General features: G+C 70.3%; 18 protein-coding genes. 8 read left to right on the plus strand and 10 right to left on the minus strand.

Going from position 1 to position 19,591, the window contains the following annotated elements; all coding sequences use genetic code 11:
* Positions 1 to 13: 13 nt before the first annotated feature.
* Positions 14 to 772 (minus strand): MerR family transcriptional regulator, encoded by a 759-nt coding sequence (locus tag ACFVYE_RS20660; protein ID WP_389606759.1) that lies wholly within the window; start codon positions 770 to 772, stop codon positions 14 to 16.
* A gap of 138 nt (positions 773 to 910) precedes the next feature.
* On the opposite strand from ACFVYE_RS20660, the gene ACFVYE_RS20665 reads away from it, so the two are divergent.
* From ACFVYE_RS20665 to ACFVYE_RS20675, 3 genes are all read left to right on the plus strand, one after another.
* Entirely contained in the window at positions 911 to 2,215 is a 1,305-nt protein-coding gene (locus ACFVYE_RS20665; protein ID WP_389606761.1) for an ion channel protein, read from the plus strand.
* 134 nt (positions 2,216 to 2,349) lie between these two features.
* Positions 2,350 to 2,973, plus strand: coding sequence for an NAD(P)H:quinone oxidoreductase (gene wrbA, locus ACFVYE_RS20670; RefSeq protein ID WP_383958426.1), 624 nt, complete (start codon positions 2,350 to 2,352; stop codon positions 2,971 to 2,973).
* A 69-nt stretch (positions 2,974 to 3,042) separates the two neighbouring features.
* Positions 3,043 to 4,467 (plus strand): glutamate decarboxylase, encoded by a 1,425-nt coding sequence (locus ACFVYE_RS20675; protein ID WP_383958428.1) that lies wholly within the window; start codon positions 3,043 to 3,045, stop codon positions 4,465 to 4,467.
* A gap of 14 nt (positions 4,468 to 4,481) precedes the next feature.
* Here ACFVYE_RS20675 and ACFVYE_RS20680 read toward each other — a convergent pair whose 3' ends face one another.
* The 6 genes from ACFVYE_RS20680 to ACFVYE_RS20705 form a co-directional block, all read right to left on the minus strand.
* Complete coding sequence (locus tag ACFVYE_RS20680; protein WP_389606764.1) at positions 4,482 to 5,267, minus strand: ABC transporter permease; 786 nt, start codon at positions 5,265 to 5,267, stop codon at positions 4,482 to 4,484.
* Positions 5,264 to 6,211 carry an ATP-binding cassette domain-containing protein gene (locus ACFVYE_RS20685; RefSeq protein WP_389606806.1) on the minus strand — a complete coding sequence of 316 codons (948 nt, stop codon included), beginning with the start codon at positions 6,209 to 6,211 and terminating at the stop codon, positions 5,264 to 5,266. The genes ACFVYE_RS20680 and ACFVYE_RS20685 overlap by 4 nt, the downstream gene beginning before the upstream one ends.
* A gap of 77 nt (positions 6,212 to 6,288) precedes the next feature.
* Positions 6,289 to 6,930, minus strand: coding sequence for a PadR family transcriptional regulator (locus ACFVYE_RS20690; RefSeq protein WP_389606766.1), 642 nt, complete (start codon positions 6,928 to 6,930; stop codon positions 6,289 to 6,291).
* A gap of 18 nt (positions 6,931 to 6,948) precedes the next feature.
* Positions 6,949 to 7,500, minus strand: a complete 552-nt coding sequence (locus ACFVYE_RS20695; RefSeq protein ID WP_383958436.1) for a DinB family protein — start codon at positions 7,498 to 7,500, stop codon at positions 6,949 to 6,951.
* A gap of 92 nt (positions 7,501 to 7,592) precedes the next feature.
* A complete protein-coding gene (locus ACFVYE_RS20700; RefSeq protein WP_389606768.1) occupies positions 7,593 to 9,050 on the minus strand; it encodes an aldehyde dehydrogenase family protein in 1,458 nt (485 codons plus the stop codon).
* Between the two features lie 54 nt (positions 9,051 to 9,104).
* Positions 9,105 to 9,986 (minus strand): helix-turn-helix domain-containing protein, encoded by an 882-nt coding sequence (locus tag ACFVYE_RS20705; protein WP_383958539.1) that lies wholly within the window; start codon positions 9,984 to 9,986, stop codon positions 9,105 to 9,107.
* Positions 9,987 to 10,312: 326 nt separating this feature from the next.
* Here ACFVYE_RS20705 and ACFVYE_RS20710 point away from each other — a divergent pair, with 326 nt between their 5' ends.
* Positions 10,313 to 10,813 (plus strand): ATP-binding protein, encoded by a 501-nt coding sequence (locus ACFVYE_RS20710; RefSeq protein WP_383958440.1) that lies wholly within the window; start codon positions 10,313 to 10,315, stop codon positions 10,811 to 10,813.
* A gap of 60 nt (positions 10,814 to 10,873) precedes the next feature.
* Here ACFVYE_RS20710 and ACFVYE_RS20715 read toward each other — a convergent pair whose 3' ends face one another.
* Positions 10,874 to 11,116, minus strand: a complete 243-nt coding sequence (locus ACFVYE_RS20715) for a DUF397 domain-containing protein (protein ID WP_037690973.1) — start codon at positions 11,114 to 11,116, stop codon at positions 10,874 to 10,876.
* 252 nt (positions 11,117 to 11,368) lie between these two features.
* Here ACFVYE_RS20715 and ACFVYE_RS20720 point away from each other — a divergent pair, with 252 nt between their 5' ends.
* Complete coding sequence (locus ACFVYE_RS20720) at positions 11,369 to 11,842, plus strand: hypothetical protein (protein ID WP_389606770.1); 474 nt, start codon at positions 11,369 to 11,371, stop codon at positions 11,840 to 11,842.
* A gap of 20 nt (positions 11,843 to 11,862) precedes the next feature.
* Here the strand turns inward: ACFVYE_RS20720 and ACFVYE_RS20725 are convergent, their stop codons facing one another.
* Both ACFVYE_RS20725 and ACFVYE_RS20730 read right to left on the minus strand, forming a co-directional pair.
* Positions 11,863 to 14,013, minus strand: coding sequence for an FUSC family protein (locus tag ACFVYE_RS20725; RefSeq protein ID WP_389606772.1), 2,151 nt, complete (start codon positions 14,011 to 14,013; stop codon positions 11,863 to 11,865).
* Positions 14,014 to 14,079: 66 nt separating this feature from the next.
* Positions 14,080 to 15,270, minus strand: a complete 1,191-nt coding sequence (locus ACFVYE_RS20730) for a DUF2786 domain-containing protein (protein WP_383958447.1) — start codon at positions 15,268 to 15,270, stop codon at positions 14,080 to 14,082.
* 106 nt (positions 15,271 to 15,376) lie between these two features.
* Here ACFVYE_RS20730 and ACFVYE_RS20735 point away from each other — a divergent pair, with 106 nt between their 5' ends.
* The 3 genes from ACFVYE_RS20735 to ACFVYE_RS20745 all read left to right on the plus strand — a co-directional run bounded on the left by ACFVYE_RS20735 (position 15,377) and on the right by ACFVYE_RS20745 (position 19,472).
* The gene (locus tag ACFVYE_RS20735; RefSeq protein ID WP_383958449.1) at positions 15,377 to 16,189 is read left to right on the plus strand and encodes an ABC transporter ATP-binding protein; all 813 of its coding nucleotides are present in this window, start codon (positions 15,377 to 15,379) and stop codon (positions 16,187 to 16,189) included.
* Positions 16,183 to 18,378 carry an ABC transporter permease gene (locus tag ACFVYE_RS20740; protein WP_389606774.1) on the plus strand — a complete coding sequence of 732 codons (2,196 nt, stop codon included), beginning with the start codon at positions 16,183 to 16,185 and terminating at the stop codon, positions 18,376 to 18,378. The genes ACFVYE_RS20735 and ACFVYE_RS20740 overlap by 7 nt, the downstream gene beginning before the upstream one ends.
* Before the next feature lie 92 nt (positions 18,379 to 18,470).
* Positions 18,471 to 19,472 carry a DUF1259 domain-containing protein gene (locus ACFVYE_RS20745; protein ID WP_383958453.1) on the plus strand — a complete coding sequence of 334 codons (1,002 nt, stop codon included), beginning with the start codon at positions 18,471 to 18,473 and terminating at the stop codon, positions 19,470 to 19,472.
* Positions 19,473 to 19,591 lie beyond the last annotated feature (119 nt).

Consider the following 19,591-nt stretch of genomic DNA (forward strand, 5'->3'; position numbering starts at 1 on the left):
ACCCCCGTGCCGATCACGCGAGGCGCTCCGCGTTGGCGTCGATCGCGTCCCGCAGGTGCTCGGACAGGCCCGGCCGCATCGACTCGTAGTACGCGCGGAACTGCGGGTCGGACACATACATCTCGCCGAGTCCCCGGTGGATCTCGGGAGTGCACTCGTAGAACCACTTGGTGATGTGGAGCCGATGGGCCTCGGCGAGCTCCATCGCCCGTTCCCCGGTGGCCGGTTCACCGGCCTCCATCAGCGCGTTGTAGGCGGCGCCCCAGTCGGCGACCTCCGCCTGCATCCGCTTCCAGTCGTCCTTGGTGTACCGGGCGACCCGGCGCTGCGACTCGGCGTACGTGGCAGTGCCGCCCCAGCGGCGTTCGGCCTCCTCCGCGTGCTCCTCGGGGTCCTTGCCCCCGAAGACCTCGAACTTCTCCTCGGGCGTGAGGTTGATGCCCATCTTCCGTGCCTCCATGGCTGTTTCGACGGCGGCGGCCATCTTTCGCAGTTCGGCGATCCGGTCGGACAGCAGCCGGTGCTGGCGCCGCAGATGCTCCTGCGGGTCCGCGTCCGGGTCGTCGAGCAGTACCGCGATCCCGTCGAGCGGGAAGCCGAGCTCCCGGTAGAACAGGATCTGCTGCAGCCGGTCGAGGTCACCGTCGTCGTAGCGGCGGTGACCCGAGTGGCTGCGCCCGCCGGGCGAGAGCAGTCCGATGCCGTCGTAGTGATGCAGGGTGCGCACCGTGACTCCGGCGAATCCGGCGACCTGTCCCATGGAGTAGTCCATGACCCCCGCTCCCTTCTCCGTTCCGGTACGTACGTACTGAGCCTGAGTCCTGACGCGACGTGAGGTGCAAGCCCGAAACGCCGCTGCCCCGGCGCCATTTGAGGGGTTATACGGCTTTTGCATCGTTATGGTGAGCCGATGGCCACAGATTCTCCCGATCCCGCCGGAACCGCTGCCGCCAAAACCGTTCCCGCCGAAACCACTCCCGTACGCCGGCTGCTGCCCGTCATCGTGCCCGCGCTGGCCGTCGGGATCGTCTCGGCCCTCGTCCTGCTCGGTATCAGCCTGCTCGCGGAGAAGCTGCAGGACGTGCTCTGGGGGACGCTCCCCGACACGCTCTCCATCGGCCGCTACTCCACGCTCTGGATGATCGTGATGCTCACCGCGAGCGGACTGGTGGTCGGGCTGCTCATCCGGGCCGTGCCCGGCCATGCCGGACCCGATCCGGCGACCACCGGGCTGGTCGATCCGCCATTGGCGCCGGGTGTGGTCCCGGGGCTGCTGCTCGTCACGGTCCTCACCCTGGCGGGCGGGATCAGCCTCGGTCCGGAGAATCCGATCACGGCCGCCAATATCGCGCTGACCTTCTGGCTCGGCCGACGGTTCGCGCCCGGCACACCGGCGGAGCTGTGGATCCCCCTCGCCGCGGCCGGCACCATCGGTGCGCTCTTCGGCACCCCGGTCGCCGCCGCGCTGATCCTTTCCGAGACTCTCGCCTCCCGCGCCCGACCCGGTGCGCTCTGGGACCGGCTCTTCGGCCCTCTCGCGGCGGGCACCGCCGGTGCGCTCACCATGACACTGCTGACCCACCCCGACTTCGACCTGTCGCTGCCGGCCTACACCAGCCCGCACTGGGGCGATCTGCTCTCCTCGGTCGTCATCGCCGTGGCGGGCGCGCTGCTCGGCCTGGCGGCGGTGTACGCCTTCCCATATGCGCACCGGGCCTTTTGGGCCTTGAAGCACCCGGTCCCGGCCCTGGCCCTCGGCGGGCTGCTGCTCGGCCTGCTGGGTGCGCTGGGCGGCCGTCTCACCCTCTTCAAGGGGCTCGACGAGGCGAAGGAGATCGCCGCCGATCCGAGCGGCTGGTCGGCCGGGCAGTTCGCGGTCATGGCCGTGGTGAAGACGGCCGCGCTGCTGATCGCGGCGACCTGCGGTTTCCGGGGCGGACGGATCTTCCCCGCCGTCTTCGTGGGTGTCGCGCTGGGGCTGTGCGCCCATGCCCTGGTCACGTCGGTGCCGGTGGCGCTGGCGGTGACCTGTGCGGTGCTGGGGGTGCTGCTGGCCGTCACCCGGCAGGGCTGGCTGAGCCTGTTCACCGCGGCGGTGCTGGTCGGTGACGCGGCCGTGCTCCCGATGCTGTGCATCGCCTCGCTGCCGGCCTGGCTGCTGGTGACCGGGCGGCCGCAGATGCAGCTGTACGAGGACGGTACGCCGCTGAGGTGAGCTCGGGGCCGTCTCGCCCGGCCCCTGCCCCCTCGCCGCCATTCGACGCGCCGGATGCCCCTGCTTTCCGTAATGTCGCACCCATATGGATACATATGGATACAGCCCGTAAGGTCCTGCCGGAGGTTTCCGCCATGCCCACGTCCGTCAACGTCGCCGTCATCTATTACTCCTCGACCGGCACCGTCGCCGCGATGGCCAAGGCCATCGCACAGGACGCCGAGAAGGCCGGTGCGGAGGTACGGCTGCGCAAGGCCGGTGAGCTCGCCCCGCAGGCCGCCATCGACTCCAGCCCGGCCTGGGCCGCCAACGCGAAGGCGACCGCGGACATCGCCGAGGTGTCGAAGGACGACATGATCTGGGCGGACGCCGTGATCTTCGGTACGCCGACCCGGTTCGGCAATGTCGCCGCCCAGCTCAAGCAGTTCATCGACACCCTCGGCAGCCTCTGGCAGGCGGGCCGTCTCGCCGACAAGGTCTACAGCGGTTTCACCTCCACCAGCACCCCGCACGGCGGCCAGGAGTCCACGCTGCTCGCGCTCTACAACACGATCCACCACTTCGGCGGCATCCTCGTCGCCCCCGGCTACACGGACCCGTCGAAGTTCGTCGACGGCAATCCGTACGGCACTTCGCACGTCGCGGGGCAGGGCGACATCCCGGTCGGCGTGCAGACCCTGACCGCAGCACGGGTCCAGGCCGAACGGGTCGTGAAATTCACCCGGGCCATCAAGGACGGCCTCGCCGTCGAGAGCTGAACCACCGCACACCGACAGGACCGTCGCGGGTCACGATGCCCGCCGAGAGCCGGGAAGGACTGTCCGCCGATGCCTCTCCACAAAGGTTCGCCCCAAGGCCGGGAACCGTCGAAGGAACGCCGCAGGCTGGCCCTCAACCCGTTCTTCGGGGAGGCCGACCCGACCGCCGGGATGGAGTCGGCACCGCCCCGGCACCGGCTGCCCGACGGACCGATGCCGCCCTCGACCGCGTACGGCCTGGTCCACGACGAGCTGATGCTCGACGGCAACTCCCGGCTCAACCTCGCCACCTTCGTCACCACCTGGATGGAACCCCAGGCCGGGGTCCTGATGGGCGAGTGCCGCGACAAGAACATGATCGACAAGGACGAGTACCCACGCACCGCCGAGCTGGAACGGCGCTGTGTGGCGATGCTCGCCAACCTCTGGAACGCCCCCGACCCCTCGGCTGCCGTGGGCTGCTCGACCACGGGCTCCAGCGAGGCCTGCATGCTCTCGGGCCTGGCGCTGAAACGCCGGTGGGCGGCCAGGAACGCCGACCGCTACCCGGCGACCGCCCGGCCGAACCTCGTCATGGGCATCAATGTGCAGGTCTGCTGGGACAAGTTCTGCAACTTCTGGGAGGTCGAGCCGCGGCTGATCCCGATGGAGGGCGACCGCTTCCACCTGGACCCGCAGGACGCGGCCGACCTCTGCGACGAGAACACCATCGGCGTCGTCGGCATCCTCGGCTCCACCTTCGACGGCTCGTACGAGCCGATCGCGGAACTCTGCGCGGCGCTGGACGCCCTCCAGGAGCGCACCGGTCTCGACATCCCCGTCCATGTCGACGGGGCGTCCGGTGCGATGGTGGCGCCCTTCGTGGACGAGGACCTGGTGTGGGACTTCCGGCTGCCCCGGGTCTCCTCCATCAACACCTCCGGGCACAAGTACGGGCTGGTCTACCCGGGCGTCGGCTGGGCGCTGTGGCGTTCGCCCGCAGAGCTGCCCGAGGAACTGGTCTTCCGGGTCAACTACCTGGGCGGCGACATGCCGACCTTCGCACTGAACTTCTCCCGGCCCGGCGCACAGGTGGTGGCGCAGTACTACACCTTCCTGCGGCTGGGCCGGGACGGATACCGGGCCGTTCAGCAGGCGTCCCGGGACGTCGCCGGCGGGCTGGCGAAGCGGATCGAAGAGCTCGGGGACTTCCGGCTCCTCACCCACGGGGACCAGCTGCCCGTCTTCGCCCTGACGACCGCGCCGGATGTGCGGGCGTACGACGTCTTCGACGTGTCGAGGCGGCTGCGCGAGCACGGCTGGCTGGTACCCGCGTACACCTTCCCCGCCAACCGGGAGGATCTGTCGGTGCTCCGGGTGGTGTGCCGCAACGGCTTCACGTCGGACCTCTCCGAGCTGCTCCTCGAGGACCTGAAAATGATCCTGCCCGACCTGCGCCGCCAGCCGCACCCGATGAGCCACGACAAGCAGGCGGCGACGTCATTCCACCACTGAGGGCCGGGCCGCCTCTAACGGCCGATCCGGGCGAACCTCCTTACGGCCAGCGGGAAGAACACCGCGATCAGCACCAACGGCCAGGCCACCGCGAGCAGTTCGGCATGGCCGGACGCCCAGGTGCCACCGGGCCCGCCCGGGTTGCCGAACAGGCCGCGCACCGCCGTGGCCGTGGCCGACATCGGGTTCCATTCGACGACCGCGCCCAGCCGGCCCGGCATCGACTCGGGGGTGGCGAAGACGTTGGAGAGGAAGCCGACCGGCCAGACCAGGATCTGCACCGCCTGCACCAGCTCCGGCTTCCCGGCCACCAGCGCCAGCTGGATACCGATCCACAGCATCGCGAAGCGCAGCAGCAGAAGCAGCCCCAGCGCCCCCAGCGCCGCGGCGGGCCCGTGGTGCCAGCGCCAGCCGAGCGCGTAACCGACGCCGGTCATCACGGCGAGCGCGGCGGCCGACTGGAGCATGTCCGCGACGCTGCGGCCGACCAGCACCGAACCGGAGACCATCGGCATGGCACGGAACCGGTCGATGACGCCCTTGTTGAGGTCCTGGGTGATCGCCAGCATGGTCGACTCCAGGCCGAAGGCCATGGTGAGCACGAGCATGCCGGGCACCAGGAACTCGGTGTTGTCACCGTCGACGCCCCGCCCGCCGCCGACCAGATAGTTGAACATCAGCAGCAGCATCACGGGGAAGACCAGGCCGACGACGATCCGCGCCGGTTGCCGTGCCCAGTGCGCCAGTTCGCGTCGCGTCATCGTCCAGGAATCGGACACCGCCCAGCTCATCGCGCTCATGCCGTCACCTCCGCGCGCTCCGGCCTCCGGTCGGTCAGCGAGAGGAACACCTCGTCCAGCGTCGGGCGTCGCACCGCGATGTCCTCCGCCTCGATGCCCGCCTCCTCCAGCGCCCGCACGGTCCGGGTCAGGGTCGCCATCCGGTCCGGCGCCGGTGCCCCGATCAGCCGCCGGTCCGCGTCGACGACCGCACCTTCACCCAACAGCAGGGCAGCGGCCGCCAGTTGCGAACCGTCCCGGACCACGACATCGATGCGGTCCCCGGCCACCATTGCCTTCAGCTCGTCGACCGTCCCCTCGGCGGCCACCCGTCCGGCATCGATCACCGAGATCCGGTCCGCCAGCTGATCGGCCTCCTCCAGATACTGCGTGGTCAGCAGTACGGTCGTGCCGCCGCCCACCAGTGAGCGCACCGCCGACCACACCTCGGCCCGGCCGCGCGGGTCCAGTCCGGTGGTCGGCTCGTCCAGGAAGAGCACCTCCGGGTCGGTGATCAGCGAAGCGGCAAGATCGAGCCGTCGCCGCATGCCGCCGCTGTACTCCTTGACCGGCCCCCGGCCGGTGTCCGCGAGCCCGAAGCGGGCCAGCAGTTCGTCCGCCCGCGCACCCGCCCGGCGCACGCCCAGGTGGTACAGACGGCCGAACATCTCCAGGTTCTGCCGGCCGCCGAGCTCTTCGTCGACCGCCGCGTACTGCCCGAGCAGCCCGATGCGGCGCCGGACCTCGCCGGCCCGGTCCCGTACGTCGAACCCCGCCACCTCGACCCGCCCCTCGTCGTGCCGCAGCAGCGTCGACAGGATGCGTACGGCCGTGGTCTTGCCCGCGCCGTTGGGGCCGAGCACAGCATGGACGGTGGAACGGCGGACCGTGAGGTCCAGGCCGTCCAGGGCGCGCTTCTCCCCGTATCGCTTGTGCACACCTTCGACAACGATCGCGTCGGTCAAAATCGCCACACCCTCTCGTAGTCAAACTTGACTAGCGGGTCGAAGGTAACCGCACCGACTCCATTCGTCAAACTTGATTACTCGTCGTCGCCCGGATCGTGGACACCCGTCGCATACGGGTTCTCCTGCCCCTCGGCGAGCACACCGACGAAGGGTTCACCCTCCCCCGCGAAGGTGTACGCCCCGCCCTCGATGCGGGCGATCAGCCCACGCGTCCACTCGGCCCCGGCATCCGCCGAGTGGACCCACATGTTCATGATTTCGCCGATGTGACCGATCGACTCGGGCCCGGCCTCCGGCGTGTAGTACTCGGTGACCGAGGCCCGCCAGGCCGTGAGACCGGCCACCCGCTCCTTGAGCAGCGCGATCGCCTCGGACCGCTCCAGGTCGACGATGCCGCCGAGGCCGGCCGACAGCACATCCAGCTTCTGGTCGTACGAGGTCAGCGCCGCGCGCAGCAGAGTGAGGTACTCCTCGTTGCCCCGCTCGGTGATCTCGTACTCGGTACGGGGCGGGCCGCCCGCCGTACTCGGGGCGGTCTCATGGGCGACCAGCAGCCCCTGCTTCGCCATCTGCTTCAGTGCGTGGTACACCGACCCGGGTTTGGCGTTGGACCACTCGTGAGCGCCCCAGTACTCCAGGTCGTTGCGGACCTGATAGCCGTGCGCCCGGCCGTGCTGACGCACGGCACAGAGGACCAGCAGCCGGATCGCGGACATGTCACGCACCCTTTCTATTCAACTTTGATTAGAGTATCCCCCCGCCTCGGCGACCAGCTCGAACGCGGTTCGGCCGTCCAGGGACTCCCGGATGATGTCGGCGTGCCCGGCGTGCCGGGCGGTCTCCTCGACGAGATGAACCAGCAGCCAGCGCATCGAGCAGTTCTCGTCCTTCGGGAACCAGGGCGCCTCGGGCAGCGGGAACGTGTCGTTCATGCTCTCCACGGAGTGGATGAACTCCTCGGTCTCCGCCGCGACCTTCGCCCAGAACTCCAGCATCTGCGGGACGGTCTCGTCCCCGACAAGACGGAAGCTGTCCGCCCAGGTCTCCTCGGTGCGGGCCTTCTCGTTGGGGCGCTGCTGGGCGAGGCACAGCCAGTTCAGCTCGGTCTCGGCGACGTGCTTGAGCAGCCCGGAGAGGGAGAGTTCACTGGCGCTGGGCCGGCTCGCCGCCTGCTCCTCTGTCAGACCGATGAGCGAGCGCCGGATCGCGCCGCGCTGCGCCTCGACGAAGGAGAGGAGCGCGCCGCGCTCGTCGCCGGAGGCTTCTGCGGGAACGTGAGTGACCATGATGTCCGCCTTGGGGAACCGTGCCGGTTTCTTCCTGACACCGACCAAGCTACGGATCCTTGCGGTCAGCTCCTGTCCTCAACCCACCGGTGTCAGAAAGGGAATGCAGTCCGGCCGTGCTGAATGGACATCCACTTCTGGGTGGTGAAGGCGTCCACGGTCGCCTCGCCGTTCAGCCGGCCGATCCCGGAGGACTTCTCGCCCCCGAAGGCCACCAGCGGATCGTCCTGGACGGTGGAGTCGTTGACGTGGAACATCCCGCTGACGACGCGCTGCGCGAACCGCACCCCGCGTTCGGTGCTGCGGCTGTGCACAGCGCCGCTGAGTCCGTACGGGGTGTCGTTGACGATCCGTACGGCATCGTCCTCGCCGTCGAACGTCACCAGCAGTGCCACCGGACCGAATATCTCCTGGGACAGCAGCGGGGAGCCCTCGGGGAGCCCGGAGAGCACGGTCGGTTCGACGAGGTTGCCGCGGGTCCGGCCCCGTACGAGCGCGGTGGCCCCCTCGGCCAGTGCCTGGTCGACCAGGGCGGTCAGGGCGTCGGCCTGGAAGGTGTTGATGACCGGGCCGATCTGGGTCTCCGGGTCGCGCGGGTCACCGGTCCGCAGCGCGGCCACCCTGGCGGTGAACTTCTCGGTGAACTCCCGCTCGACGCGGCGGTCCACCAGGATGCGGTTGGCGGCCATACAGACCTGTCCCTGGTACACGAAGCGGCTGAAGACGGCCGCGTCGACCGCATAGTCGATGTCGGCGTCCTCCAGCACCACCAGGGCGCTGTTGCCGCTGAGTTCGAGGATCGTCCGCTTGAAGTGTCCGGCCGCGATCGCGCCGACGTGGCGGCCGACCCGGTCCGTACCCGCGAAGGAGATCACCTTGGGCACGGGGTGCTCGATGAACGCGTCCCCTATCTCGGCGACATCGGTGATCAGGATGTTGAGCAGTCCGGCGGGCAGCCCGGCATCCTCGAAGATCCTGGCGATCAGCCCGCCGCCGACGACCGGGGCGTTCTGATTGGGCTTGACGACGACCGCGTTGCCGAGCGCGAGGGCCGGTGCGACGGACTTCATCGTCACCAGAAAGGGGAAGTTGAAGGGGCTGATCACACCTATGACGCCGACGGGCTGCCGGTAGAGACGGTTCTCCTTGCCGTCCACCGGGGAGGGCAGGATGCGGCCCCGGTGACGCAGCGCCTGCTGGATCGCGTCGCGCAGGAACTCCTTGGCGACGCGCACCTCGTACTCCGCCTTGAGACGGGTGCCGCCCAGCTCGTCGACGATCGCCTCGACGATGTCGTCGTGCAGCTCCTCGGTGATGCGCAGGGCGCGTTCCAGGACGCTGCGGCGCTCGTACGGGCCGGTGGTGGCCCAGGACCGCTGGGCGCGTTCGGCGGCGCGGTAGGCCAGGTCGACCTCCTGCGCGGTCGCGATGGTGATCGCGGCGAGTTTCTCCCCGTTGTAGGGATTGAAATCGATGATGTCCCACGAGCCGGTGCCGGTCCGCCACTCACCGTCGATGTACTGGTCGGCCAGCTCGTAGAAGAAGGACATGCGATCCCTTAACTCAGGTGCAGACTCCCGTCGAACCGCCATCGTACTGATGAATCAGATGAGTTGGAGTAGACCACGGAGCAGATCGCGGCTCTCCTCGGGACCGGGACTGTCCTCGTGCAGCCGCACCATGGCCTTTTCGTACTGAGCGACTTCTTCGGCCTTGTCCAGATAGAGCGCACTTGTCAGCTGCTCCAAATAGACAATGTCCGACAGATCGGATTCCGGGAATCGGAGCATCGTAAAAGAACCGCCCTCCCCCGCATGCCCGCCAAAACTGAAGGGCATCACTTGAAGAGTGATGTTGGGCCGTTCCGACATCTCGATCAGATGCCGCAATTGTCCACGCATCACTTCACGGTCGCCGTACGGCCGGCGCAGCGCCGCCTCGTCCAGCACGGCGTGGAAACGGGGTGCACGTTCGGAGACGAGGGCCTTCTGACGCTCCAGCCGCAACGCAACCCGGCGGTCGATCTCGACGGCCGGGGCGTCGCCCATGCCCCGGGCGACGACCGCGTGCGCATAGGACTCGGTCTGCAACAGGCCATGGATGAACTGGACTTCGTACACCCGGATGAGCGATGCCGCTCCTTCCAGACCGATGTACGTCTGGAACCACCCGGGCAGCACATCTCCGTAACTGTGCCACCAGCCCGCCACATTGGCCTCGCGGGCCAGGCCGAGCAGGGCGTCGCGCTCCGCCTCGTCCGTGACGCCGTAGAGCGTGAGCAGGTCCTCGACATCCCTGGCCTTGAAGCTCACCCGTCCCAACTCCATGCGGCTGATCTTCGATTCGGAAGCCCGGATGGAGTAGCCGGCCGCCTCGCGGGTGATCCCGCGCGAGTCGCGCAGCCGCCTGAGCTGCGAGCCCAGCAGGATGCGCCGCACCACAGATCCACTCGACTCGCCTGCCGCCACTGGTCCGGTCCTCCCCATCGCTTCCTGGACACCGGGGCTCCCCCTGAACCCCAAGTGCCGGATTCTGCCATCAAAACGCTTCAGCCCGTACTCATTCGATTACGGAAATGAGAAGACTCCCAGAAAGCTACGAAAATACACGCAGGAAGAAATGACCAAGAACCGGCACGGGTTCGGACAGGTCAGGCGCGTGCACGTGCATCTGCCCTTGCATCTGCCCTGCGCATTCGGAACCATGGCCCTCGCGCACCTGCGTGCTCGTTCGTGTTGTGCCGCTGTACCCCGCAGTACCGATACAGCCACGAATCCTGGGAGTGCCTCGCATGGGGACGAATGGATCGACGATGCTCGAGCCGTTACGGCAGGGGCTTCCCCCAATCGATCCCTCAGCCGTCTCCGGATCGGCCACCTGCACCCTGCCCGCCCGCTACGAAGCCGTGGGCGGGGCACGGAGGTTCACCAGGACGACGCTGAACGGCTGGGGACTGGACGAGCGCTTCGACGATGTCGCACTGGTCGTCTCCGAACTCGTGACCAACGCTCTGCGGCACGCCCTGCCTGCGGACACCGCACCTGAGCCTCACGAACCTCCCGTACGGCTGCACTTGATGCGCTGGAGCTCGCGCCTGGTGTGCGCCGTGCGCGACCCCAGCCAGGAGAGCCCCATAGCCTCCGAGGCTCCCGACTCGGCGGAGTCGGGCCGCGGCCTCTTCCTGGTGGAGTCCTTCAGCGACTCCTGGGGCTGGCACCCCTCCCCCGCTCCGGGAGCGGACAACCCGAACATCGCGGCGACACCGCGCGGCAAGGTGGTCTGGGCACTGTTCCGGCTGTCCGACGACGTGTGACCCGCGCGGTGGCCGCGCGGGCTGCCGGCGGATGGCCGGACACCGCCCGGAGGGACGCGGTCAGCCGCCCGCTATGAGGTGGTCGAACTCCCCGTCCTTCACCCCGAGCAGCAGCGCCTCTATCTCGGCCGGCGTATAGACCAGGGCCGGCCCGTCGGGGTGGCGCGAATTCCTCATCGCCACATCCCCGTCGGGCAGTTTCGCGAACTCCACGCAGGATCCCTGGGAGTTGCTGTGTCTGCTCTTCTGCCAGACGACTCCGCGAAGCTCTGTGGCCGCCATGCCGTTGTACACGTGGTGCACAGGACGCTCCCCGAGTTGCAAGGTGCAAGTGTCAACTGTCTCGGATCATAGCTGTGTTCAATTTTCCATGCATGAGCAGATGCATGAGCTGATGCACGTGCACGCGGGGTGTTCTCACGATTACAGCTTTGGACGCAGAGATAGACGTACGGGACGCCTGTTTGGCTCCGTCTACCCCGAGTTGGACAGCTCATCCCGGTGGCACGCGCTGGTAGCTTGGCGCGGTCTTTTGTCAACAAGGGGGAATTCCACATGCGCGAAGTCGTACGTACCGGTGCCGTAATCATCGCCGGACTCGTCACCGCCGCAGCACTGACCGGCTGCAGCAGCGACGGCAGGAAGAGCGACCCGGACGGCGGCTCCGGCGCCGCGAAGTCCGGTCAGGCTCCCGGCGACAGCGACAGCGACTCCGGGGCCGACGCCGCGGCGCTGGAGGGCGGCTGGGCCGGAAAGACCGACGGCAAGGCCGTGGTCCTGTCCGTCGCGTCCGGGAAGGCCGTACTCGTCACCGAGCAGCGCGCCTGCACGGGCACCGTGAAGGACATGGGCAAGGTGATGCTGGCGCTGAAGTGCGCCGACGGCGACACCGACCGCACCATGGGGTCCATCGTGTCCAACGACGGCAAGACCGTCGTCGTGTCCTGGGACGGCGGGACGAAGGACACCCTGGCCAAGACCGAGCCGGGCGCGATCCCGTCGGGTCTGCCGGACCTGCCGACACCCTGACGGCCGGCCGCTCCGTCCCCTCAATCGGCTTGATCCGATGGAGGGTTCGGCTTCGACGCACCGTCCAGCCCCCGGGAGAACTCCTCCAGGGCTTCCAGGAGGAGGCCGGCCCCGTTCCGTACGAACGGGGCCGCCTCCCCTTCGCCCGTCCGCTGCGCGTCCCACTGCGCCAGCGCCTCGCGTACCTCCGCCCAGTCCGGTACGCGCCGCTCCCGCACCTCCTTCGCCCCCTGTTCGGTGGCCCGGCGCAGCGCTTGTGCCAGGCGCGCGGCGGCCGGTACGGGGGTGGCGCTGCCGCACGGGAGGTGGGCCTCCAGCAGCATCGCGACCCGGCCGAACTGGGCGAGGGCGTGCTGGGCGTCGTCGGCGGCGGCGCGGGAGAGGCCGCGGTTGCGCACCGGTTCGTGCTGGGCGGTGGCAAGCGCCTCCTGCCAGGCGACGCGGGCCTCGCGGGTGCCGAGCAGGGCGGAACGGACGTCGTCCCGGCCGCGCTCGGCCGGTTCGGCGTACTGGCCGACGACCGCGGCCGCGTACCGCCCGTCCGCCTGCAGCCAGTCGCCGAGCCTGCCGCGAAGCCTCGGGGTCTCCCACGCCGGGTAGACGGCGTACGAAATCATCGCGAGGAGGCCGCCGACAAGGGTGAGGAAGACTCGTTCGTGTACGGTCTGCGACCAGTTGCCGCCCGCCATGCCGAGCAGGAAGACGACATACGCGGAGACACACGCCTGGCCGACCACGTACCCGGTGTGCATCAGCAGATACATCAGCAGGGCGCAGAGCACGGAGAGCATCGCGGACCAGGTCACACCGGGGTCGGTGATCCGAGCGATCGCGGTGGCGAGCGAGACGCCGACGATCGTGCCGCCGAAGCGGGCCACGGCACGCCCGTACGTCTGGGAGAACTCCGGCCGCATCACCATGACGGCCGCCATGGGTGCCCAGTAGCCGTGACCGAACGGCAGCGCGGTACCGATGAGATAGCCGACGGCGACGACGACGGAGACCCTCACGGCGTGCCGCAGGATCGGTGAACCGGGGCGCAGTTCGGCGCGCACCGCCCTCCCGACGACGGGGACCAGCCGCAGGAGCGTGGGACGGCGGCGGTGCGGAGCGGCGGGGGTCCCGTCCCCGGTGGTCCTGATGGTCTCGGCGGCCTCCTCGGCCTCGGCCTGTTCCTCCTTCGTCCCCTCGCCCTCGGCCGTCTCGATGACATCGGAGAGCAGCGCGCCGAGCCGGGCGGCGGCGCGGCGGGACGGGCCGGTGAGGAGAGTGCCGGTGTCGGGGGTCTTGAGCGCGGCGACGGCGGGCGGGGAGAGCTTCACCGGGTCGCCGTTGCGGATCGCCCGGGCCGCCGAGTCGAGCACGGATCCGGCGGCCGTGAGGAGCTCGCGGACCCGGTCCCGCTCCGGCCCCTCGGACGGGACACCCATCGCCGGGTCCGCGAGCGAGGCGAGCACCGGTCTGATCCGTTCGGCGACACCGCGGGAGCCACGCAGCTCGGGCGGCCGGCGGCGGGCCTGCCGCGGGGTGACCGCGGCCGCGCTGCGGGCCGTCATCAGCGGCACCGGATCGAAGGCGGCGAGCGGGTCCTGGCGCAGCCGGCGGGCGTAGTCGGCCTCGGCGGCCAGGGCGTCGGCAAGGGCATCGCGCTGGGCGCCCCATCTCCGTACCGGGAACAGGACGATCAGCGCCGCCTGCACCACACCGCCGAACAGGATCATCACGACATGCACGGCCGAGTTCGCGACGGAGGTGGGCAGGGTGACCGTCACCAGCATGATCGCCACGTTGGACGACGCGATGAGGCCGCCTGTCGGTCCCGCCGCCCAGGCCAGGCCCGCGAGGAACGTCCAGAGCACCAGCAGGGCCACGAACAACGGCACTCTGGGACCGGCGAGATAGCCGAGGAATGTCGATACGGCGAGGCTCGCCCCGGAGACCAGGGCGAGGACGGGCCGGGGGCGCCAGCTGCGCTGGAACGTGGCGATGGCCGCCTGGAACGCACCGAACGCGGAGCTCGCGGCGACCACCGGCCCGAAGAGCGCGAGGCCGGCCCCGATGACGAGGGCGAGACCGGCCGCACCGCGGATCGCGATGAGCGGTTCGAGGCGCCGCCGCTCGATCGTCAGCCCCGAGCGGGCGGTCTCCTTCAGCGCCCGGAGCCAGCTCATGCCCAGAGCCTAGCCGGAATCACCGATAGGCCCGAGTTGCCGTAATTCAGACGGCATCTGAGGTTTCTACCGGTTTCCTCGCCTGCCGTGGATCTCCGGCCCGGCCCCGCCCATCCTCGCCCGGTCCGCGGCGGCCGTCCCATGGGTCCATCCGTCGAGGTCCGTGGCGCCCCTGACGCGCGTGGTCGTGGTCTCGGGGAACATCCGCTCGGCGGTGTCCGTGACGGCCATGTCTCGGGCGGCGAGGACCGGGAGCAGATGGGGTGCTGCCACCCCTGCGGTTTCGGATTCGGTCTCGGCCTCGGCGGCCGCCGTGACGCGGGCGGTGTCGGCGGCGAGCCGGCTGCCCAGTCGCTGGGCGTACGCCATCAGGAAGGACTGCCGGAACGTCTTGGTCCGCTTGCGTCCGCCGGCCCGCTGGCCCGCCTCCGCCTTCGTCATCGCCACCGTGCCCTGGACCAGCAGGGAGGTGTACAGCAGCTCCACGGCCTCCAGGTCCGGCTCGAAGCCGACCACCGTGGAGAAGCCGAGGTCACTGTTCCACACCGCACGGCAGCGGTTCGCGGAGGCGACCGCGTCGAGCAGGATCGCCTTCGCCGTCTCGTACGGGGCATCGACCCCGACCCGGCACGCTCCCGGCGCCTCCTTGCTGTGGGTACGGGCGGCGAGCAGGGCCTCGTCGATGGAGTGCCGGGCCATCAGCTCCTGCGCCTTGGTGGTGAGGGCCTCCGCCTCCTCGGGGAAGCCGGTCGCCTCCGCCTTGGCGAGCAGGGCACGGATCCGGGTCAGCATCCGGGGTTCGTCGTGCGCGGGCGGCAGGTTCAGCCCGTGCGGGGAGGTGCCGGGCGGCGGACCGGCCGGTTCGATGGCGGGGAGCCTGAGCAGCAGCCGGTACAGGCCGAGGAGAGCGCAGGCGCGGGAGAACCGGTCGGGCCGGTTCCGGGGCGGCGCGGCGGGGAGCCCGTCGAGCTGGGACCGCCAGCGGGGCGGCAGTTGCTCGTACCGTCCGGTCTCCGATGCGATCAGCCCGGCGGCGAGGCCGACCGCGGTCTCGTCGAGTTCGCGGCGGACGATGCGCACGACATCGGCGGGCTGCCAGCCGCGCTCCCAGGCACGGCGGACGAAATCCTCGCCGCGCCGGAACAGTTCCGCGTCGGCCGTCGGATCGGCGGCCAGGAGGGAGGCTCCGGTGTCGAGACCGGCGTCGCCCTCGGAGTAGAGGGCTGCCGCGAATGCCTGGTCGATCACCGGTTCCATGAGGCCAGGGTAGGCAGGGCGGTGCGGCCGGGTATGTCTGGCCCTACCCCGAGGACGGGCTCTGGTGGTCGTGATCGCGGAGCGCGGAAACGGTTCGATCGAGGACATGACTTCCCCGCATGCATCCGCCGCATCCGCGAGTGCCACCGATGCCGTACGGCTCCGTTCCGTACGCCGTACCTATGGAGAGGTCGACGCCCTCGACGGCATCGACCTCACCGTCCGCCCCGGTACCTTCACCGCCGTCATGGGCCCGTCCGGCTCCGGCAAGTCCACGCTGCTGCACTGCGCGGCCGGGCTGGACCGGCCGACGTCCGGCACCGTCGAGGTGGGCGGGGTGGAGCTGACCGGGCTGAGCGAGCGCCGGCTGACGCTGCTGCGCCGGGACCGGATCGGCTTCGTCTTCCAGGCGTTCAACCTGGTCCCTTCGCTGACCGCCGCACAGAATGTCGCGCTGCCGCTGCGGCTCGCGGGCCGCTGCCCGTCCCGTACCGAGGTGCGTGAATCCCTGGCCCGGGTCGGTCTCGCCGACCGGGCGGGGCACCGGCCGGCCGAAATGTCCGGCGGGCAGCAGCAGCGGGTGGCCCTGGCGCGGGCCCTGATCACCCGGCCCGCGGTGCTCTTCGGCGACGAGCCGACCGGTGCACTGGACACCGCGACGAGCCAGGAGGTGATGGCGATGCTGCGGGAGCTGGTGGACCGGGAGGGGCAGACGATCGTGATGGTCACCCATGACCCGATGGCCGCGGCCTGTGCGGACCGGGTGGTCTTCCTGGTCGACGGGCGGGTGGCTGACGATCTGACCGGCCTGCCGGCCGAGCGGATCGCGGCCTGGATGGCGGCGGGACGTACCGCGGCACGCCGCACGACTGCCGTCGTAGCGGGTGTCGCGGGTTGTGCGGGGGTGGCATCGTGCTGACCGTCGCCCTGGCCACCCTGCGTACCCGCTGGACCACGCTCATCGGCACCTTCGCCGCACTCGCGCTGGGCGTGGGGCTGATCGCGTCCATGGGCCTCGGCCTCGCCTCGACCTTCGACGCCCCGAACCGGGCGCCGCAGCGGTTCGCCGGATCGCCGGTGGTGGTGATGGGCGACGACACCCTGACCGTGAAGGTGCGGCGCGGGCCGTCCACAACGGAGGTCAGCCGCAAGCTCACTCATCCACAGCCTGTGGATATCGCACTCCTGCGCGACCTCCGGGCGCTCGGCCAGGTGACACGGGACGACAGAAACGGAGCGCACCGCGGGCCGGACGCCGTAGGCGTGGACGCGCCCGTCGCCGAGGTGCGCCGCGTCGTCGGCGACCGCGCCCTGGTCCTCACCGGCGACGGCCGCCGCCGCGCCGACCCGGCCACGGAGCGGGACGCCGAGGGGTTGCTGACCGTGAACGCCCTGCTCGGCACGGCGGGCGGCGTCACCGCCTTCGTCTCGGTCTTCGTCGTCGCATCGACGTTCGCCTTCGCGGTGGCGCTGCGCCGGCGCGAGTTCGGGCTGCTGCGTACGGCCGGCGCCACGCCGGGCCAGCTGCGGCGGCTGCTGCTGACCGAGGCGGCCGTGGTCGGCACGCTCGCCTCGGTTGCCGGGTGCGCGCTGGGCCGCTGGGCCGCGCCGCTGTCGGCCGGGCTGCTGGTCGACGAAGGGATGGCACCGCCCTGGTTCACCATCCGCCCGGTTGCCTGGCCGCTGCACGCCGCCTTCTGGACCGGCCTGGTCGTGGCGTTCGCGGGGGTCTGGGCGGCCTCGCGGCGGGCGGGCAGAACCGGCCCGGCCGAGGCGCTGCGCGAGGCCGATGTCGATACGGGCGTGCTGCCGCCGGCCCGTCGTCTGCTGGGCTTCGCCCTGCTCGCGGGAGCCGCGTTCCTCATGGCGAAGTCCCTCGCCACGGACCCGTCCGCGCTGCTGAAGCGGAAGACATACACCACTCAGCCGATGGTCCTGATCACGGCCGCTGCCCTGCTCGCGCCGCTGCTGGTACGCCCATTGGCCCGGCTGATCCGGCTGCCCGGGGCGACCGGAATGCTCGTGACCGCGAACACATCGGCGTCGCTGCGGCGTACGGCGGCGGTGGCCGCTCCGGTGCTGATCACCGTGGCGCTGGCTGGTTCGGTGGCCGGCTCCGCGATGACGGTGACGGCGGCGAAGGCGGCCGAGGCACGCGAGCACACCCGGGCCGATCTGGTCGTGACGGGCGAGGAGTTGAAGGTACGGCCGGTGCGTGGCGCAACGCTGTCCGCGTCCGCCTCGACAGCCGTCCACGTACGCGAGGAGGGCACCGCTCTCATCACTTCCCAGGCGCGGGCGGTGAACGACGCGAAGGCCCTCGCGACGGTCGAGCGGCTGCCGGTGGCGGCGGGCGACGTCCGGGATCTGGACGACCGCTCGATCGTGGTGAACGAGGAGTGGGAACAGCACACGGTGGGCTCGACGGTACGGGTGTGGCTCGGCGACGGACGGCCGGTCGCGCTGCGGATCGCGGCGGTGCTGGAGCGCGGGACGGGGAACAACGGGGCCTATGTCACGAAGGCGAACGCGCCGGCGGCTCCGGTGGACCGGATCGACGTACGCCTCTCGCCGGGCGCGAACCGGGCCGCTGTCGCAGCACAGTTGCGCGACACCGGCGGCGAGGTGCGGTCGACGGAGCAGTGGCTGGCCGCGACACACCCGCGTACGAGTCCGCAGACCCGGCTCGGCTTGATCGTGATCCTGGGGATCGCGCTGGTGTACACGGCGATCGCCCTCGCCAACACGATGCTGATGGCGGGGTCCGTACGGTCCTCGGAGCTGAGCGCGCTCCGGCTGGCCGGGGCCGCCCGGCCGCAGGTCCTCGCGGTGGTGGCCGGGGAGACGCTGTTCGCGGTCGGGCTCGGGGCGCTGCTCGGACTGGCCGTGACCGCGGTCAACCTGGCGGGCCTCGCCGCCGCGCTGGCCTCGCTGTCCGCACCGGTGACGATGTCGGTGCAGTGGCCGCTGATGGTCGGGGCGGCCGGGGTGTGCGCGGTGGTCGCGGTCGGAGCAGCGCTGTTGCCGAGGCCGGTGCGGCGCCGCTCGATGCCGGTGCACCGAAGGTCCGGATGGGCCGTACGGAACCGGGTCGGACAGCGCGCTTAGTCCATCCAGCCCCACCCACTGACGATGTATCCGCTTTCATCCTTTCGTCCATGTTTTGCATGGTTTCATCTCGCCATGGAGGCGAACAAGTGATGACTGGAGACCGACAGCAGGACACGAACACAAGGGCGATCACGTCGCGGCGACGCGTACTGGCCGCAGCCGCACTCGCACCGATGCTGACCGCCGCAGGACCGGCCGCCGCTCGCGCCCTGCCCGACGGGATGACCGGGCCGGGGCACGGCAGGCGGGTCAGGCCGGTGCCGACCGGCCTGGCGGACTGGGCCGGCGTGGCGAGAGCGCTGGGCCGCACCGGCAACATGCTGCGCGGAACGACCTACCACACGGGCTTCCCCCGGCGGGACCTTCATGTGGTCTCCGACGGCGTGGTCGTCACACCGGGGCTCGCGCTGGGCACGCATGTGGCCTTCGTCCGTTACGCCGACGGCAGCACGATGCTGATGGGCGACGTGGTGGTCACCGAGGACGAACTGCAGTGGGTGACCGATGCCTGGCAGGCACACGGAATCGAGCAGACCGCGCTCCACAAGCACCTGCTCGCCCAGACCCCCGACATCTGGTGGACCCACGTCCACGCACACGGTCACGACGCGGTCGCACTGGCGCGCGGTCTGCGCGCCGGATTCGACCGCACCGGAACCCCGCCCGCCCTGCCGCCGGGCAGACCGACCCGGGTCGACCTGGACATCGCCGGAATGGAGGCGGCGCTGGGCGCCAAGGGTTCCATCGAGGACGGGCTCTACAAGAACATCTTCGTACGCCGCGAGACCATCGCGGACGGCCATCTGATCCTGCCGCCCGGCCTGGGATCGACCAGCGCTTTCAACTTCCAGCCGCTCGGCGGCGGCAGGGCCGCACTCAGCGGTGACTGCGTCATGCTCGCCGGCGAGGTGCAGAACGTGCTGAAGGCGCTGCGGCGCGGCGGGATCAGGCTCGTCGAGCTGCACAACCATCACCTGGCGGAGGACCCCCGCCTGTTCTTCACCCACTTCTGGGCCGTGGGCGACGGCGTCGAGCTCGCCCGGGCGGTGCGCCGCGCGGTGGACGTCACCGACGTCGTACCTTCCGGCTGAGACCGGCCGTTCACTTCGATCCCGGCGAACGCGCCGAACCCGCCGTACCGGTCGGACGGGGGGGGGGGTGCCAGTTAGCCCCGCTCCCCGCCACCGCCCGGCGCAAGAAAGCTCAAACA

This window comes from Streptomyces sp. NPDC058239, assembly GCF_042882185.1.
Lineage (GTDB): Bacteria > Actinomycetota > Actinomycetes > Streptomycetales > Streptomycetaceae > Streptomyces.

Excerpts from the sequence above, each read along its gene's own strand:
- ACFVYE_RS20660 (WP_389606759.1), bottom strand. The coding sequence starts at position 772 with ATGGACTACTCCATGGGACAGGTCGCCGGATTCGCCGGAGTCACGGTG.
- ACFVYE_RS20665 (WP_389606761.1), top strand. The coding sequence starts at position 911 with ATGGCCACAGATTCTCCCGATCCCGCCGGAACCGCTGCCGCCAAAACC.
- wrbA (WP_383958426.1), top strand. The coding sequence starts at position 2,350 with ATGCCCACGTCCGTCAACGTCGCCGTCATCTATTACTCCTCGACCGGC.
- ACFVYE_RS20675 (WP_383958428.1), top strand. The coding sequence starts at position 3,043 with ATGCCTCTCCACAAAGGTTCGCCCCAAGGCCGGGAACCGTCGAAGGAA.
- ACFVYE_RS20680 (WP_389606764.1), bottom strand. The coding sequence starts at position 5,267 with ATGAGCGCGATGAGCTGGGCGGTGTCCGATTCCTGGACGATGACGCGA.
- ACFVYE_RS20690 (WP_389606766.1), bottom strand. The coding sequence starts at position 6,930 with ATGTCCGCGATCCGGCTGCTGGTCCTCTGTGCCGTGCGTCAGCACGGC.
- ACFVYE_RS20695 (WP_383958436.1), bottom strand. The coding sequence starts at position 7,500 with ATGGTCACTCACGTTCCCGCAGAAGCCTCCGGCGACGAGCGCGGCGCG.
- ACFVYE_RS20700 (WP_389606768.1), bottom strand. The coding sequence starts at position 9,050 with ATGTCCTTCTTCTACGAGCTGGCCGACCAGTACATCGACGGTGAGTGG.
- ACFVYE_RS20705 (WP_383958539.1), bottom strand. The coding sequence starts at position 9,986 with ATGGGGAGGACCGGACCAGTGGCGGCAGGCGAGTCGAGTGGATCTGTG.
- ACFVYE_RS20710 (WP_383958440.1), top strand. The coding sequence starts at position 10,313 with ATGCTCGAGCCGTTACGGCAGGGGCTTCCCCCAATCGATCCCTCAGCC.
- ACFVYE_RS20720 (WP_389606770.1), top strand. The coding sequence starts at position 11,369 with ATGCGCGAAGTCGTACGTACCGGTGCCGTAATCATCGCCGGACTCGTC.
- ACFVYE_RS20725 (WP_389606772.1), bottom strand. The coding sequence starts at position 14,013 with ATGAGCTGGCTCCGGGCGCTGAAGGAGACCGCCCGCTCGGGGCTGACG.
- ACFVYE_RS20730 (WP_383958447.1), bottom strand. The coding sequence starts at position 15,270 with ATGGAACCGGTGATCGACCAGGCATTCGCGGCAGCCCTCTACTCCGAG.
- ACFVYE_RS20735 (WP_383958449.1), top strand. The coding sequence starts at position 15,377 with ATGACTTCCCCGCATGCATCCGCCGCATCCGCGAGTGCCACCGATGCC.
- ACFVYE_RS20745 (WP_383958453.1), top strand. The coding sequence starts at position 18,471 with ATGACTGGAGACCGACAGCAGGACACGAACACAAGGGCGATCACGTCG.